General features: G+C 65.6%; 15 protein-coding genes and 1 pseudogene. 8 read left to right on the top strand and 8 right to left on the bottom strand.

All coding sequences use genetic code 11. The features are described from left to right. Positions 1-19 precede the first annotated feature (19 nt). Positions 20-2,695, top strand: coding sequence for a circularly permuted type 2 ATP-grasp protein (locus G6N41_RS15280; RefSeq protein WP_198913257.1), 2,676 nt, complete (start codon positions 20-22; stop codon positions 2,693-2,695). A gap of 22 nt (positions 2,696-2,717) precedes the next feature. Here G6N41_RS15280 and G6N41_RS15275 read toward each other — a convergent pair whose 3' ends face one another. Next, positions 2,718-3,773 (bottom strand): zinc-binding metallopeptidase family protein, encoded by a 1,056-nt coding sequence (locus G6N41_RS15275; protein WP_198913256.1) that lies wholly within the window; start codon positions 3,771-3,773, stop codon positions 2,718-2,720. Next, positions 3,766-4,710, bottom strand: coding sequence for a transglutaminase family protein (locus tag G6N41_RS15270; protein WP_099052704.1), 945 nt, complete (start codon positions 4,708-4,710; stop codon positions 3,766-3,768). The genes G6N41_RS15275 and G6N41_RS15270 overlap by 8 nt, the downstream gene beginning before the upstream one ends. Positions 4,711-4,843: 133 nt before the next feature. Here G6N41_RS15270 and G6N41_RS15265 point away from each other — a divergent pair, with 133 nt between their 5' ends. After that, positions 4,844-5,242, top strand: coding sequence for an MmcQ/YjbR family DNA-binding protein (locus tag G6N41_RS15265; protein WP_198913255.1), 399 nt, complete (start codon positions 4,844-4,846; stop codon positions 5,240-5,242). A 6-nt stretch (positions 5,243-5,248) separates the two neighbouring features. Here the strand turns inward: G6N41_RS15265 and G6N41_RS15260 are convergent, their stop codons facing one another. The 3 genes from G6N41_RS15260 to aspS are packed head-to-tail and all read right to left on the bottom strand — an operon-like array spanning position 5,249 to position 8,536. Then, positions 5,249-6,307, bottom strand: coding sequence for an FUSC family protein (locus G6N41_RS15260; protein ID WP_198913254.1), 1,059 nt, complete (start codon positions 6,305-6,307; stop codon positions 5,249-5,251). A 19-nt stretch (positions 6,308-6,326) separates the two neighbouring features. Continuing rightward, entirely contained in the window at positions 6,327-6,758 is a 432-nt protein-coding gene (locus G6N41_RS15255) for a nitroreductase family deazaflavin-dependent oxidoreductase (protein WP_198913253.1), read from the bottom strand. Then, positions 6,755-8,536, bottom strand: a complete 1,782-nt coding sequence (gene aspS / locus G6N41_RS15250; protein WP_198913252.1) for an aspartate--tRNA ligase — start codon at positions 8,534-8,536, stop codon at positions 6,755-6,757. The genes G6N41_RS15255 and aspS overlap by 4 nt, the downstream gene beginning before the upstream one ends. A 91-nt stretch (positions 8,537-8,627) precedes the next feature. On the opposite strand from aspS, the gene G6N41_RS15245 reads away from it, so the two are divergent. The 3 genes from G6N41_RS15245 (at position 8,628) to ypfJ (ending at position 10,995) form a co-directional block, all read left to right on the top strand. After that, positions 8,628-9,515 carry an oxidoreductase gene (locus tag G6N41_RS15245; RefSeq protein WP_198967877.1) on the top strand — a complete coding sequence of 296 codons (888 nt, stop codon included), beginning with the start codon at positions 8,628-8,630 and terminating at the stop codon, positions 9,513-9,515. 18 nt (positions 9,516-9,533) lie between these two features. Beyond that, positions 9,534-10,049: an SRPBCC family protein gene (locus G6N41_RS15240; RefSeq protein ID WP_020728514.1), complete on the top strand. Its 516-nt coding sequence runs from the start codon at positions 9,534-9,536 to the stop codon at positions 10,047-10,049. A gap of 61 nt (positions 10,050-10,110) precedes the next feature. Further along, a complete protein-coding gene (gene ypfJ, locus G6N41_RS15235) occupies positions 10,111-10,995 on the top strand; it encodes a KPN_02809 family neutral zinc metallopeptidase (RefSeq protein ID WP_198913251.1) in 885 nt (294 codons plus the stop codon). 49 nt (positions 10,996-11,044) lie between these two features. On the opposite strand, the pseudogene G6N41_RS15230 reads toward ypfJ, so the two are convergent. Then, positions 11,045-11,933, bottom strand: a pseudogene (locus G6N41_RS15230) (dihydrodipicolinate synthase family protein). Positions 11,934-11,970: 37 nt separating this feature from the next. Continuing rightward, positions 11,971-12,756, bottom strand: a complete 786-nt coding sequence (locus tag G6N41_RS15225) for an aldolase (RefSeq protein WP_198913250.1) — start codon at positions 12,754-12,756, stop codon at positions 11,971-11,973. 92 nt (positions 12,757-12,848) lie between these two features. On the opposite strand from G6N41_RS15225, the gene G6N41_RS15220 reads away from it, so the two are divergent. Beyond that, positions 12,849-13,391 carry a helix-turn-helix domain-containing protein gene (locus tag G6N41_RS15220; protein WP_198913249.1) on the top strand — a complete coding sequence of 181 codons (543 nt, stop codon included), beginning with the start codon at positions 12,849-12,851 and terminating at the stop codon, positions 13,389-13,391. Between the two features lie 11 nt (positions 13,392-13,402). On the opposite strand, the gene G6N41_RS15215 is transcribed toward G6N41_RS15220, so the two are convergent. Next, positions 13,403-13,885 (bottom strand): hypothetical protein, encoded by a 483-nt coding sequence (locus G6N41_RS15215; RefSeq protein ID WP_198913248.1) that lies wholly within the window; start codon positions 13,883-13,885, stop codon positions 13,403-13,405. 28 nt (positions 13,886-13,913) lie between these two features. On the opposite strand from G6N41_RS15215, the gene G6N41_RS15210 reads away from it, so the two are divergent. Both G6N41_RS15210 and G6N41_RS15205 read left to right on the top strand, forming a co-directional pair. After that, complete coding sequence (locus G6N41_RS15210; RefSeq protein ID WP_198913247.1) at positions 13,914-14,759, top strand: patatin-like phospholipase family protein; 846 nt, start codon at positions 13,914-13,916, stop codon at positions 14,757-14,759. A gap of 38 nt (positions 14,760-14,797) precedes the next feature. Next, positions 14,798-16,381, top strand: coding sequence for a purple acid phosphatase family protein (locus tag G6N41_RS15205; RefSeq protein ID WP_198913246.1), 1,584 nt, complete (start codon positions 14,798-14,800; stop codon positions 16,379-16,381). Positions 16,382-16,384: the final 3 nt, after the last annotated feature.

The following is a 16,384-nucleotide window of genomic DNA, read 5'->3' as shown; positions in this document are numbered from 1 at the left end:
GCGCGTGATGGTACTTGGCATGAGTAGTTCGGCGGCCGTTGCCGCCGCCGAACGCTACGACGTCGACCGCCTGCTGGCCGGGTACCGCACTGCACGTGCTCAGGAAGCACTGTTCGACGTACGCGACAGCCCGGGCATCGGTTACGACGAATTCGTCGTCGCGGACGGCAATGTGCGGCCGGCCTGGACCGAGCTGGCCGACGCGGTCGCTGAACGCGGCCGAGCCGGCCTGGACCGGCTGCGCTCGGTGGTGCACAGCCTGATCGACCACGACGGCATCACCTACACCGGAGTCGATTCCACCCGTGGGGAACACGGTCTGCACGGGCTCGAACCCGGACCGTGGCGTCTGGACACGCTACCGCTGGTGGTCTCCGCGCAGGACTGGGAGCTTCTCGAAGCCGGACTCGTGCAGCGGTCCCGCCTGCTCGATGCGGTGCTCGCGGACCTTTATGGCCCACGCCGGCTCCTCACCGAGGGCCTGCTGCCATCCGAGCTCGTCTTCGGCCATCCCGGCTATGTGCGCGGCGCCAATGGCATCAAGGTCCCTGGACACCATCAACTTTTCCTACACGCCTGCGACATCAGCCGGATACCCGACGACAGCTACCAGGTCAACGCCGACTGGACCCAGGCGCCTTCGGGAGCCGGCTACGCGCTGGCCGACCGACGCGTGGTCGCCCACGCCATCCCCGACCTCTACGAGAACATCGCTCCCCGGCCGACCACACCGTTCGCGCAGGCGCTGCGTCTGGCCCTGATCGATGCGGCTCCCGATGTCGCCCAGGACCCGGTGGTCGTGGTGCTCAGCCCAGGCATCTACTCGGAGACGGCGTTTGACCAGGCGTACTTGGCGACGCTGCTGGGTTTCCCGCTGGTGGAGAGCGCGGATCTGGTGGTCCGCGACGGCAAGCTGTGGATGCGCTCGCTGGGGACGCTGAAACGTGTCGACGTGGTGCTTCGCCGCCTCGACGCGTCCTACGCCGACCCACTGGATCTTCGTGCCGATTCCCGCATCGGTGTGGTGGGTCTGGTGGAGGCCCAACACCGCGGCGCCGTGACCGTGGTCAACACGCTGGGCAGCGGCATCCTGGAAAGCCCTGGCTTGATGCGCTTCCTGCCAGGGCTGGCAGAGCGCCTGCTCGGCGAAGAACCGATGCTGCAGAGCGCCCCCATGTACTGGGGCGGTATCGCCACCGAACGTTCGCACCTTCTGGCGAATCTGCCGTCACTGCTGATCAAGTCGACCGTCGGGGGGAAAACCCGGCTAGGACCAACGCTCTCCTCTGCCCAGCTGGCCGAATTGACAACGCGGATTGAGGCGATGCCGTGGCAGTGGGTGGGACAGGAGCTACCGACCTTCTCGTCGGCGCCCACTGATCACGCCGGTGTGCTGTCGTCGGCCGGGGTTGGCATGCGGTTGTTCACCGTCGCCCAGCGCGGTGGCTACGCACCGATGATCGGGGGCCTGGGTTATGTCCTGGCCCCCGGCCCGGCCGCGTACACCCTGAGATCCGTTGCAGCGAAAGATATTTGGGTTCGGCCAACCGAACGTGCAATTGTTGAGACGGTAGCTGCCCCGGTCTCGGGACCGGAGACGCGGTCCGTAGCGGAACCGTCGGTTTTGCAGCCGATCAAGACCGGTGCGGGCACCCTGGGGGTCAGTTCCCCCCGTGTGCTGTCCGACCTGTTCTGGATGGGCCGCTATGGCGAGCGCGCCGAGAACATGGCCCGTCTGCTGATGGTCGCCCGCGAGCGCTATCACCTATTCCGGCACCATCAGGACACCGAGGAAAGCGAATGCGTGCCGGTGCTGATGGCCACGCTGGGCCACATCACCGGGACCGACACCGGAGCCGCCAACGACCACGCCGAGATGATCGCGGTCGCTCCCTCGATGCTGTGGTCGATGACCGTGGATCTGGAGCGGCCGGGTTCATTGGTTCAGTCGGTGGAGGGACTGGCATTGGCTGCCAGGGCGGTGCGCGACCAGTTGTCCAACGACACCTGGATGGTGCTGGCCGACGTCGAACGCGCCGTCACCCTCAGGTCAGACCCGCCCCAATCGCTCGCCGAGGCCGACGCGCTGCTTGCCGAGGCCCAGGCTCAAACGCTGTCCGGGATGCTCACCCTGTCCGGAGTGTCCAGCGAATCGATGGTGCGCGACGTGGGCTGGACGATGATGGACATCGGCAAGCGCATCGAACGGGGCCTGTGGCTGACCGCGCTGCTGGCGGACACCCTGACCACGGTCCGCGGCGTTGTTGCCGAGCAAACCATCATCGAATCGACGCTGGAAGTCTGTGAATCGTCGGTGATCTACCGGCGCCGCACGGTCGGAAAATTCAGCGTTACCGCCGTCAATGAACTGATGCTTTTCGACGCGCATAATCCACGTTCTCTCGTCTACCAGCTGGAGCGGCTGCGGGCCAATCTCCACGATCTGCCCGGCACCTCGGGTTCCTCGCGCCCGGAGCGGATGGTGGATGAGATCAGCGCCCGATTGCGCCGGTCGCATCCGGGCGAACTCGAAGAAATCACCGATGGGCAGCGCACGGAGTTGGCCGAATTGTTGACCGGTATCCACGTCTCGCTACGCGAGCTGGCCGACGTCATCACCGACACCCAGCTGGCCCTGCCCGGCGGCATGCAGCCGCTGTGGGGCCCCGAGGAACGCCGGACGATGCCCGCCTAGCAGGCAGGTCCGAGACAGTCGCCTAACCGCTGACGGCGGCGGGACCACACGGTGCTTGCGTCACCTGGTCGACAACCGTATGGACGAACCGCATCTTCTCCAGGACCGCGACCGGTAGTACAAACGGATACAGGTCGTCGTGCCCCATCGACCGGTTGACCATGTTCAACGACCACGACAACGGCAGCCACGTATCAATGATGGCGGGAAAGGCGCTGGGACCCAACGCCGGCCGATCAAATGTCGCCGATGCCGGCGCGATACCGCACCAGGCTGCGGTATCCAGGGTGTCGCGGATGTGCAGGTAATGAGCGAAGGTCTCCGCCCAGTCCTCGGCGGGATGCATGGTCGCATACGACGACACAAAACTCTCCTGCCAATTGCCTGGGGGGCCGTCCCGGTAGTGGCGATCCAGCGCCTGCTGGTAGTTGGCGTCCGGGTCGCCGAACAATTGCTTGAACCGGGCCAGGTGGTCACCCGACGGGGCAACCAGCCGATAGAAGTAGTAGTGCCCGACCTCGTGGCGGAAATGGCCCAGCAGGGTGCGGTAGGGCTCCTCCATCTCAACGCGCAGTTGTTCGCGGTGCACGTCGTCGCCCTCGGCCAGATCCAGTGTGATGACACCATTGTCGTGCCCGGTGATCACATTCTCGTGCGCACTGGACAGGAGCCGAAATGCCAGCCCGTAGTCGGGATCTTCGTCACGTCCGACGATCGGCAGCCTCAGCTCGTGCAACTCGGCGATCAGCCGACGTTTGGCCGCCTCGGCCCGAGCAAACTCCGCGAGACCCACGGTGTCACCATCGTGGGGCCGCAGCACGGTCAGCGCACATGACTCGCACAGTCCGTCGCGGTGACCGACGGGAACCAGCCAATTGCATTCGGCCAGATGCAGGTTCGCGCACAGCCGATAGTCGTCGGCGGCCACCGCGCCGGCGTGCTCGCTCTGGTCGCGCCCGGTTATCACCATCAGCGCCATCTGGTCCAGGGAGAATCCCAGCGCGCTGCCGCACGACAGACACGCGGAGTTCTCGAACGCCAGGCGCTGACCACAGGTGGGACAGTGAAAATCACGCATCGAGCACATCACCGTCAAAAGGCACCACGTCGACGCCGACGTCGATCACGCTGTGCTCCGAATTGGTGTAGATGATGCCGCGCACCGGCGGCACATCCGCGTAGTCTCGGCCGCGACCCACCACGATGTAGCGCTCATCGACCAGCTGATCATTGGTGGGGTCCAGCCCCAACCACTCGAACTGGCCTGGTTGTTGGGGAGTCCACACCGCCGCCCAGGCGTGGGTGGCGTCAATTCCGATCATCCGATCCTTTCCCGGCGGTGGGTCGGTGGCCAGATACCCGGACACGTAGCAGGCCGCCAACCCGTTGGCTCGCAGGCAGGCGATCGCCAGCCGCGCAAAGTCCTGGCATACCCCTTCGCGCGCCTGCAGAACCTCATTGACTCGGGTAGAAACCGTGGTCGAACCGGATCGGTAGGTGAAGTCGTTGTAGATCCGCGTGGTGAGATCGCGCAGCGCCTCCACCAACGGACGTTCCGGCAGGAAACTGACGGCCGCGTACTCACGGACCTCGTCGGTGATCTCCGCAGGATCCAGGTCCAGCGTGAAATCGATGGCCAGCGCCCCTTGCATCCCACGGGGCCGGGCGGATTCCCAGGGCAGCAGCGCCGGCCCGCTGGTGTACAGGTCGGAATCCGGTGGAGCCACATCAACGATGGAGTCGCTGGTGATGCTCAGCACCCGATGCGGTTCGGTGACATGGAAATAGGAGCTGATGTTGCCGTAGGTGTCACGGCTGGTGGAGCTGTCGGCGGGCGTCGGATCGATGGTCAGCTCGTGAGTGAGGCACCGCTGCCGCAACGAGTTGCGCGGGGTGAGAAACCCACGCCCATAAGAGCTGGTCACGATGTCCGAGTAGCGGTATTCGGTGCGGTGCGTGACGCGATAGCGCTTGGTGTCCGGGGAGCCGAACAACGCGTCGGAAAGCAACGACAAGAGCTGACTCCTGACTTCTCGACCGTCAACCACGGCCACCACACCGGTAACAGCAAGGCTGATCACAACACATCTGGGCCCGGTTCAGGCGAATGCGCCACCGAGCGCACCCCATCCGGAGCACAATCAGCATATGGCGACCTGGAGCGATGTCGCGCGCATCGTCAGTGAGCTGCCGCTCACAGAAGAGCGATCTGCGCACAACTGGCGGGTCGGCAAGAAGCCGTTGGCGTGGGAGCGACCGCTGCGCAAGTCCGACTTGGCGGCCTTGGCGGACTCCGGCAGGCAACCACCGGACGGCGATATTCTCGGCGTCCGGATGGCCGACGAAGGCGTGAAGTTCGCCCTGGTCGCCGACGAGCCGACGGTGTACTTCACCACCCCACATTTCGACGGGTATCCGGCGGTGCTGGTGGTGTTATCCGAGATAGAGGCGATAGGCCTCGAGGAGCTGCTCACCGAGGCCTGGCTGACGCAGGCGCCGAAAAGGCTGGCAAAGGAGTTCCTGGCCGGGTCAGCCAAGTCCTGTTGACGTTCCTCAATGGTCGCCGCCGGGTAAGTCGATGACCCGCTGTAGATCGACTCCGCACGCGTCCACGAGGTCGGCGAGCACCACCTCGCTGCGGTCGCGAGCCTGCGATAGCAATTCCTGCGCCCGATCGCGGGCAGCGGCGGCATGGGCGATCGCGGCCGCTGATTCGTCGTCGGTGACGGCCAGCGCGGCGACCAGTTCGGCCAGCGCGATGCGCACCGGGCGCGGTACCTGTTGCTCAGGAAGTCGGGTGATGGCGCGGACCAGATTCAAGACACCGCTGACCAGCATCCCCAGTCGCGCCGATTGCCGCTCGATGTCGGCAATGGCGTCGCGGGCGGCCCACCGCCGGGGCGCGCGGCGCGACACCAAGACCGCCGTGGCGCGGGCCTCGATCAGCCCACCAAGCTGGTTGTGCAACCGGTCGAAGGTGGCCAGCAGCCAGTCCGGAGCGGCGCCGCCGGGATCGTCGATGAACTTGATCACCTCGACCAGGGTGTCGTGCAGGGCGGCCAGCGCGCCGTTACGCGCGTCGCGCAGTATCCACACCGGATCGGCCGGGAACAGCAACATCGCGACCACCAGCGCCAATCCCCCGCCGATCAGCGCGTCGAAGAGGCGCTCGGCCACCACGTCGCCGGTGGGGGCGAAGACCAGGACCAGCACCGCGGAAACGGCGGTCTGGTTGACGAACATCAGGCCCTGGGCGACGAAGCCGCGCACGGCCAGGACCGCGACCGACAATGCGGCGAACACCGCCACGCCCATCGCGGTTGGGCCGGTGCCCAGGACGGCTTGCACTCCGGCACCCACCACGATGCCCAGCGCCACCCCGCCAACCATCTGGACAGCGCGTCGCGCGCGCAGCACGTTGGTCGCCGACATGCACACCGCGGCCGAGATCGGTGCGAAGAACGGCTGCGGGTGGTCGAGCACATCGTGGGTGAGAAACCAGGCCAGGCCGGCGGTCACCGACGCCTGCGTGATCGGCCACAAGGCGGTGCGCAGCTGCCGGACGGCCGCGAGACTTCCGTCGGCCGCCCTGGTCAGTAGCGAAATCTCCACGTCGTGTCGGGTACCCCGGTCAGGCCCGCTGCAGCTCGAACAGGGGGATTACCCGGCTGGTTTTCGCTTGATAGTCGCCGAACCCCGCGGCGGCGGCCACCTTCAGAAAAAACTCGTCACGCTCTGCCGGAGGCAGTTCGCGGGCGATCACGTCGAACGCGTCGGTACCCACCTCGACGTGTGCACGCGCGTCGGACCTGAGGTTATGCACCCAGGCCGGGTCGACATCGGCACCGGCGAAGGAGCCGACGATGAACATCTTGCCGTCGATGCGCAGGTACACCAGCGGCGCCAGCCGAGGCCGCCCGGACTTGGCCCCGGTGGTTGTGAGCAGCAACAGATCCGAGCCGGCGAACGGGCCGCCCACCTTGCCCCCATTGGCCCGGAACTCATCGACGATGTTGCTGTTGAACGCCTTGATCGTCTCGGCGTCGGGGATCCCTCGCGTCATGTCCCCTCAACTTGTTTGGGCTTGGCGTCTATTCCAGCCTCCTTGCGCTGCTGGGCGGTGATCGGCGCGGGGGCCTCGGTAAGCGGGTCGACACCGCCACCGGTTTTGGGGAACGCGATCACATCGCGGATCGAATCCGCTCCGGCCAGCAACGTGCTGACCCGGTCCCACCCGAACGCGATGCCGCCATGCGGCGGGGCGCCGAACGTGAAAGCCTCCAGCAGGAAGCCGAACTTCTCTTCGGCCTCAGCCTTGCTCAGACCCATGACCGCGAACACCCGCTCCTGAATGTCGCGACGATGGATACGGATCGATCCACCCCCGATCTCGTGGCCATTGCAGACGATGTCGTAGGCATCGGCCAACACGCTGCCGGGGTCCGATTCGATACGGTCTTCGAGCTCTGGCTTGGGCGCGGTAAACGCGTGATGCACCGCCGTCCACGCGCCGGATCCAACGGCCACGTCGCCAGAGGCGGTGGCGTCCTCGGCGGGCTCGAACAGGGGCGGATCAACCACCCAAACGAACTCCCAGGCGCTGGGGTCGATCAGGTTGAGCCGCTCGGCGATCTCGATTCGCGCCGCCCCCAGCAGCGCCCGCGACGCCTTCACCGGTCCCGCCGAGAAGAAGATGCAGTCCCCCGGACTGGCGCCCACGTGAGCGGCCAGTCCGTCACGCTCGGCATCGGTCAGGTTCTTGGCCACCGGGCCGCCCAGCGTCCCATCCTCGCCGACCAGCACGTAGGCCAGCCCGCGGTGACCGCGCTGTTTGGCCCACTCTTGCCAGCCATCCAGCGTGCGCCGCGGCTGCGAGGCTCCGCCGGGCATCACCACCGCGCCGACGTAGGGCGCTTGGAACACCCGGAATGTGGTGTCTTTGAAGAACTCTGCGCACTCCACGAGTTCGAGGCCGAACCGCAGGTCGGGTTTGTCGGACCCGAACCGGCGCATCGCGTCGGCGTAGCTGATCCGTGGGATGGGGGTCAGAATCCGGTAGCCGATCAGCGCCCACAGCGCGGTCAGGATCTCCTCGGAGACCGCGATGATGTCCTCGACGTCGACAAAGCTCAATTCCATGTCGAGCTGGGTGAACTCGGGCTGGCGATCGGCCCGGAAGTCCTCGTCGCGGTAGCACCGGGCGATCTGGTAGTAGCGCTCCACCCCGGCCACCATGAGCAGCTGTTTGAACAGCTGCGGGCTTTGCGGCAGCGCGTAGAACATGCCCGGGTGCAGCCGGGCGGGCACCAGAAAGTCGCGGGCGCCCTCCGGGGTGGAGCGGGTGATCGTCGGTGTTTCGATCTCGACGAAGTCGTGTCCGGCCAGCACCGCGCGGGCGGCGGCATTGACCTTGGAACGCAACCGAATCGCCGATGCCGGACCATCGCGGCGCAGGTCGAGGTAGCGGTATTTCAGCCGCAACTCCTCCCCCGCGGGCTCGTCGAGCTGGAACGGCAGTGGCGCGCATTCGCCGAGCACCGTCAATGAAGAGGCGTTGACCTCGATGTCGCCGGTCGCGATCTCGGGGTTGGCGTTGCCTTCGGGACGGATCTCGACGACACCGGTGACCGCGACGCAGAACTCGGCACGCAGCCGATGCGCCTGGGCCAACACGTCGGCTTCGCGGAATACGACCTGGGCAATGCCTGAGGCGTCGCGCAGGTCGATGAAGATGACGCCGCCATGGTCGCGGCGGCGGGCCACCCAACCGGCCAGCGTCACCTGTCGCCCGGCATCGCTATCTCGTAATGCCCCAGCGGCGTAGCTACGCAGCACAAACACTCCCCTTCACCCGGCTTTGGAACAACCTAAAACGACTGCTCAGTCTAGAGGGCCGGGCCACTGGCCCACCCAACCCGGTACTTTTGGTTGCATCGCCCCCAGAATCGCACTCGTAGGCCCCGGCGCCGTCGGCACGACGGTCGCCGCGCTGCTGCATGCCGCGGGGAACCCGGTGCTGCTGTGCGGCCACACGGCTCGCGACAGCATCGAGCTGCGCCCCGACGGGGCATCTCCGATCGTGGTGCCCGGTCCGGTACACACCGACCCCCAGCAGCTGACCGGACCGGTCGATGTGCTGATATTGGCGGTCAAAGCCACTCAGACCGGCGCCGCGCGCGACTGGCTGGCCCGCCTGTGCGGTGAGCACACCGTGGTAGCCGTCCTGCAAAACGGTGTCGAACAGGTCGAGCAGGTGCAGCCGCACTGTTCGTCTTCATCCATCGTCGCGGGCAGTGTGTGGTTTGCGGCCGAGACCCAGCCGGGCGGCTGGGTGCGGTTGCGCGGAGATGCCGCGTTGGTGTTGCCCACCGGGGCTGCGGCGGAGGCGCTGGCCGGGTTGCTGCGTGCTGCCGGTTGCCGGGTGGACTGCGATCCCGACTTCACCACCGTCATCTGGCGCAAACTCGTGCTCAATGCGCTAGCCGGACTGATGGCACTGTCCGGGCGGCGCTCCGGAATGTTCCGGCGCGACGATATCGCCGAACTGTCTCGTCACTACGTCGCCGAATGTCTGGCGGTGGCACGCGCCGAGGGCGCCCGACTCGATGACGACGTGATCGATGAGATGGTTGATCTGTTCGCATCGGCACCCGAGGACATGGGCACCTCGATCCTGGCCGATCGAGAAGCCCACCGGCGGTTGGAATGGGACCTGCGCAACGGTGTGATCATCCGCAAGGCTCGCGCCCACGGCCTGGCGACCCCGATCAGCCAGGTGCTGGTGCCATTATTGGCTGCAGCCAGCGACGGACCCGGATAGCTGGTTAGGGTCTAGTTCATGTTCCCGTGCGAGCGCGTCGACCTGAGCTTTGTCGACCCGGATTCCGGTCAAGCGCCCTTTCTCTACCGCAACAGCGTCGACCTCGCCATCACCCCCGAGCAGCTGTTTGAGGTGCTTTCCGATGCGCAGTCCTGGCCGAGCTGGGCACCGGTGATCACCAAGGTGACCTGGACCAGTCCCCCGCCCTTCCGCGTCGGCACCACACGTACCGTCGAGATGCGCGGGGGCCTGGTCGGCAACGAGGAATTCATCGCCTGGGAGCCGTTCAGCCACATGGCGTTTCGGTTCAATGAATGCTCGACGCAGGCCGTCGCGGCGTTCGCCGAGGATTACCGGGTCGAGGTCATCCCGGGCGGTTGCCGACTGACCTGGACCATGGCGCAAAAACCCGCCGGCCCCGCGCGGCTGGGCATGATGTTGTTCGGTCCGCTGCTCAACCTGGGATTACGGCGCTTCTTACGCAAACTGCGCAGTTACACCGACGCCCGGTTCGAGGTGCCGCAGCAGCGTTAGGCTGGTGCCGCCCGGGTAGCCCAGCGCCCGGCCCGACGGCGGGCCAGATTTGGAGCGTGCGATGACCTTTAACGAGGGTATGCAGATCGACACCAGCGCCGCGTCATCGTCAGGCGGTGGCGGGTTTGGCCGGATGGCCATCGGCGGCGGCATCGGCGGCCTGTTGATCGTCGTGGTCGCGATGTTTCTCGGTGTCGATCCGGGTGGCGTGCTGAGCCAGCAACCCATGGACGACCGCGACGTGGTGGCTCCCGGATTCGACCTGAGCCAGTGCAAGACGGGCACCGACGCCAACAAGTACGTGCAGTGCCGGGTGGTGGCCACCGGAAACTCTCTGGACGCGGTATGGAAGCAGCTGATGCCCGATCGGTACACGCGCCCGCATCTGCGCCTATTCAGCGGCCAGGTCAGCACCGGGTGCGGGCCGGCCAGCAGCGAAGTCGGCCCGTTCTACTACCCGGTGGACCAGACGGCATATTTCGACACCGACTTCTTTCAGCTGCTTGTCACCGAATTCGGTTCCAGTGGTGGGCCGTTCGCGCAGGAATACGTGGTGGCCCATGAATACGGCCATCACGTGCAGAACCTGCTGGGCGTGCTGGGCCGCGCCCAACAGGGAGCCAAAGGAGCCGGGGGCAATGGCGTGCGCACCGAGTTGCAGGCCGACTGTTACGCGGGGGTCTGGGCACACTATGCGTCTACCGTCCGGCAAGAAAGTACCGGCGTCCCCTTCCTCGAGCCGTTGAGCGACAAGGATATCCAAGACGCGCTCTCAGCCGCGGCATCGGTGGGCGACGATCGCATCCAGCAGCAGGTGGCCGGACGCAGCAACCCCGAGACGTGGACGCACGGCTCCTCGGCGCAACGGCAGAAGTGGTTCACCGTCGGGTATCAGACCGGCGACCCCAACAAATGTGACACCTTCAGCGCCACCAACCTGGGCTAGAGATCGGTTGCCCAACAACGCAACCGACGCCGACCAATCGCTTGGCGGCTCAGCAGCCGGCCAGCAGGCGGCCCAGCTTGGCCCGTCCGTGCTCGTCGAGCGGCAGCAACGGCGGGCGCGGATCCCCGACCGGGAATCCGAGCAGCCCCAGACCGGCTTTCACCGTGGTGGCCAGCCCGCCCGCGACGATGAACTCCAGCAGCGGCTTGAGGTCGTCGTAGAGAATCTGGGCCTTCTCCAGATCCCCGGCGCGCACCGCTTCGTACAGATCGATGCATGGCTGGGGCCACAAGTTGGGTGCGGCCGTGCACCATCCGGCGGCAACAACTTTCAACGCGTCGAGCACCAGCAGGTTGGAGCCGTTATAGAACGGCAGCCGGCCGCCACTGAGTTCGGCGATGCGCCGCATCCGGGACAGGTCGCCGGTGGACTCCTTGACCATGGTGAGGTTGTCGATGCTTTCAAACATCCTGACCAACAGTTCGGGGCGCATGTCCACACCGCTGGTGGCCGGGTTGTTGTAAGCCATGATCGGGATGGTGATGGCGTCGCCAACGCTGCGGTAGTGCTGGAAGATCTCGTGTTCGTTGAGCTTCCAGTAGGACACCGGCAGGATCATCACCGCGTCAGCACCGACATGTTGCGCGTAGCGCGCGCCGAATGGTCTTGGCAGTAGTGACATCCGAGACGCCCAAGACGACGGGTAGCCGGCCGCTGACCGCCGCGACCGCGGTGTCAACCGCGGTATCGAACTCGGCCTCGTCGAGGTAGGCCAGTTCCCCGGTGCTGCCCAGCGCGGCGATCGCATGGACTCCCGAGCACACCAGCCGATCGACAAGTGCCGCCAGCCGGCGCGCATCGACGACGCCCTCGGCGGTAAAGTGCGTGACCGGGTAGGCGATGATCCCATGAATCGTGGGCGCACCAGGTTCTGCCATAGCTGGCTCCTTTGGCTTTGGTGGACGGATTGACCAATCAGCTGCTCAGCGCATCGGGGTGACGGGCCAGTGCGCGACGCGCGTAGTAGGCAAAGTTCGCCCGGCTGCGGGAAGGTGTCAGGGTCCAATCGTGAGCCTCACGGGCCAGTTGGTCCGGTAGTTCGGCGATTGTTCCCGCACTCATGGCCGCCAGTTGCAGTTTGGCGGCGCGTTCGATCAGGACCGCCAGCGTGCAGGCCTCCTCGATGCTGACGCCGGCTATCAACTGCCCGTGGTGCGCAAGAAGGATCGCCTTGTTGTTTCCCAATGCGGCGCTGATGATCTCGCCTTCCTCGTTGCCCACCGGCACGCCTGGCCAGTCGGCGAGGAAAGCGCAGTCGTCATAGAGCGGCGTGGTGTCCATGTGCGAAACGACCAACGGCACCTTCAGCATCGACAACGCCGCGGTGTAGAACCCATGGGTATGAACGATGCACTGCACGTCCGGCCGTTCGCGGTAGATCCAGCTGTGAAATCGATTTGCCCGGTTGGCCATTGCAGAGCCCTCGAGAACATTGAGGTCCTCATCGACCAACAGCAGGTTGTCTTCGGTGATCTCGTCGAATCCCAAGCCGAGTTGTTGGGTGTAATAGGTGCCGGGCCGCTGCGCACGCGCGGTGATCTGCCCGGCCAGACCGGAATCGTGGCCGGCGTCGAACAACACCCGGCAGGTCAACGCGACCTTTTGCCGGGTGGTCAGCTGAGATTCGGGCGTCTGGGCATCGAGGCGTTCCTGGGCCCGTCGCATCAACTCGGACTTGGAATCGGAGAAAGTGGTTGCCATCCCGGGCTCCCTTGCATAGCGTCGATATGACACGATAGTAGCACTATAGGAAACTTTGTGTCCTCGAATTTTGGCGGGTTAGGAGCTGGACAGTGACAGCACTGCTGCGCGCGGTCCGCCGGCAGCGCGGGCTCACCCTGGAACAACTCGCCCAGCGGGCCGGGCTCACCAAGAGCTACCTGTCCAAGATCGAGCGGGGACAGCGCACGCCCTCGATCGCGGTGGCGCTCAAGGTCGCGCGGGCACTCGACGTCGACGTCGGGCGGCTCTTCTCAGACGAGTCCGCCCACGAGACGATGACCGTCGACCGCGCCCATGACCGCCTAGGGTCCCAATCCGGGCGCTACCACGTACTGGCGTCGACGCAACTTGGAAAAACCATGTCGCCGTTTGTTGTTCGGCCGACCGCCGGGCAAGACTGCGCCTCCGACGGTCCGCATCCGGAGCACACCGGCCAGGAGTTCGTCTTTGTGCACACGGGCAGCGTCGAACTCGACTACGGCGACCAGACCGTCACGCTCGGTACCGGTGACAGCGCCTACTTCGACGCCTCGGTCGGCCACAAGCTAAGGGCGGTCGGCACGGAACGGGCCGAAGTCGTGGTGGTCGCGGGGGCCGAACTCAGCGGCCGGTGACTAGCGGAGCGCTACCACGGCCGGGTCGAGCAGGTGACTCCGCTGCCACCGTTCTGCGACACCACCACCTGTCCGTCGACGGCGATCTCGCAGTGGAATTCGGGATTGATCCGAAGGCCGCCGCTGGCCGTGACGATGGCCCACTGACTCGGGTTCTGCAGTGTGGCCGTGTACACCAACGGTTGACCGCCGGTGATCGGGGTGTGAACGGAGGTCAGGTATTTCGAGGAATCGGCATCAAACGCCGACTGGCTGGGCGGATCGACATTCATGTACTGAATGTTGGCGGTCAGATCGCTGGTGGTCGTGACCGTGTAAGTCACCTGATGCCCAGCTGGATCTGCATGAGAGATCGCCGGCGTAGCTACCACCGCGGCAACCGCGACCACCGCCCCCGTCACTGAGACCGCGCTCGCCCTCTTTCGCACGTTCGTCATATCGAAAACGCTACCGGATTCGTTACCGATGGCCGCGGTCCGCAATTCGTCCGACATGGCGGGTGATCGTCCTTACGATGCAAGCGTGACCACCGCATTCGTCTTGTCCGGCGGCGCAAGCCTCGGAGCGATACAGGTCGGGATGCTGCAAGCCTTGGCCGACGAAGGCATCACACCAGACCTGATCATCGGCACCTCGGTCGGCGCGCTCAACGGTGGGTGGATCGCGTCGCGGCCCGATGCGGCCGGGATTCGGGCTTTGGCCGGATTGTGGCGGTCCCTCACCCGAAAAGAGGTATTTCCCACTCAACCGGTCACCGGGCTGATGGGCTTCCTCGGCCGGCGCCAGCACTTGGTCCCCAACACGGGTCTGCGGCGCATCCTCAGCAGGGAACTTGAATTCACCAATCTCGAGGATGCACCGATCCCGCTGCACGTGGTGGCCACCGACGTCATCTCCGGCACCGACGAATTGCTGTCCTCCGGCGACGCCGTCGATGCGATCGCAGCCAGCGCAGCCATTCCCGGGATATTCCCCCCGGTCAGCATCAACGGGCGCGGGCTCATCGATGGCGGTGTGGTGAACAACACCCCGGTGTCGCACGCGGTCGCGCTGGGGGCCGACAAGATCTGGGTATTGCCGACCGGCTATTCGTGCGATCTGCAGACCTTGCCGGCCTCGGCGGTCACGATGGTCCTGCACGCGATGACGCTGGCAGTCAACCATCGCCTCGCCGTCGATATCGAGCGCTTCGAGCAGACCGTCGATCTGCGCGTCATTCGGCCGCTTTGTCCGGTATCCATATCCGGAGCCGACTTCTCGCAATCGGCAACCCTTATCCCGCGCTCGCACCAGGCCACCCGCGAGTGGCTGGCGACGAATCCGGCGCGCATCGGACAGGCCGCATTACTCAAGCCGCACCTGCACTAGCCAAGCGGTGTTAACCCGACTGGGGTATGAAAGCAGTAATGCCCGACGATCTGGATCAACCCGATGACCCGCAACCCGTGGGACCCAGCCGCCGCAAGTTGCTGACGACGGGCCTCGCGTCGGCCGCCGTCGGAGCGGGCATCGGCCTGGGCGGGGCGGCACTGCTACGGCCCGGGCACGGTCCCAGTGTCTGGTATCAGCCCGATCGCACCAGCGCGCAACCGGTTGGCGGTCTGCATCTGCAATATGGCAAGAACGCCGCCACCGAGGTCGTCGTGTCGTGGCACAGCGTTGACGCGGTCCAGAATCCGCGAGTCATGCTGGGAACCCCCGCGTCCGGGTTCGGCCGCGTCGTCAGCGCCGAGACCCGAACCTATCGGGATGCGAAGTCCAATACCGAGGTTCGCGTCAACCACGCCCGGCTGACCAACCTGACACCAGATAGCGACTACGTATACGCCGCGGTCCACGACGGCGCGGATCCACAACTGGGCACCGTGCGAACCGCCCCATTGGGGCGAAAACCGCTGCACTTCACCAGCTTCGGGGATCAGGGCACGCCAACACTGGGCAGATTCTCCGACGGTCGATACGTGAGCGACAACGGCGGAACGCCTGCCGCGGGCGACATCACCATCGCGATCGAGCGCATGGCCCCGTTATTCAACCTGGTCAACGGCGACCTGTGCTACGCGAACATGGCACACGACCGCATTCGCACCTGGTCGGACTGGCTGGAAACCAACAGCCGTTCAGCGCGTTACCGGCCATGGATGCCCGCGGCCGGCAATCACGAGAATGAATTGGGCAATGCGCCAATCGGTTACGGCGCCTACCAAACCTATTTCTCGGTGCCCGACTCTGGGGCCAGCCAGGAGTTGCGCGGGCTGTGGTACTCCTTCACCGCCGGCTCGGTGCGGGTGATCAGCCTGAGCAACGATGATGTGTGTTTTCAGGACGCCGGCAGCTCCTACGTACACGGCTATTCGGGTGGCGAGCAAAGACGTTGGCTGCAAACCGAACTCGCCGCGGCGCGCCGCGACCCGGCGGTCGACTGGGTGATCGTGTGCATGCACCAGACGGCCATCTCGACCGCCGATCATTTCAACGGCGCCGACCTGGGCATCCGGCAGGAGTGGCTGCCGTTGTTCGACCAATACGAGGTCGATCTCGTGTTGTGCGGCCATGAGCACCACTACGAGCGGTCACATCCGCTGCGCGGCGCGATGGACACCCAGACCCGAACGCCGATCCCCGTGGACACCCTCGGCGACGTGATCGACGCGACCCGGGGAACGGTGCGCCTGGTCATCGGTTGCGGGGGGCGGTCGCTGACCAGCAACCAGTTGTTCTTCCCCGAACCCCGCTGCCGGGTCGTGACCGCGGTCGGCCCATACGATCCCGGCGAGCGGTCCCGGCCATCGATCTACGTGCTCGAGGACGCACCATGGTCGGCGTTCCGTGACCACGACAACCCCTACGGCTTTGCGGCCTTCGATGTCGATCCCGGCCAACCCGGCGGCCACACATCGATCAAGGCGACGCACTACGCGGTGACCGGGTTGTTCGGGGCGACCACGCTTGTCGACGAATTCACGCTGACCAAGCCGCGCGGTGATTAACGC

This window comes from Mycobacterium shottsii (genome assembly GCF_010728525.1).
In the GTDB taxonomy this organism is placed as follows: Bacteria; Actinomycetota; Actinomycetes; order Mycobacteriales; family Mycobacteriaceae; genus Mycobacterium; species Mycobacterium marinum.
Note: the sequence above shows the minus strand (reverse complement) of the source record. Positions and strands in the feature narration are given on the sequence as shown.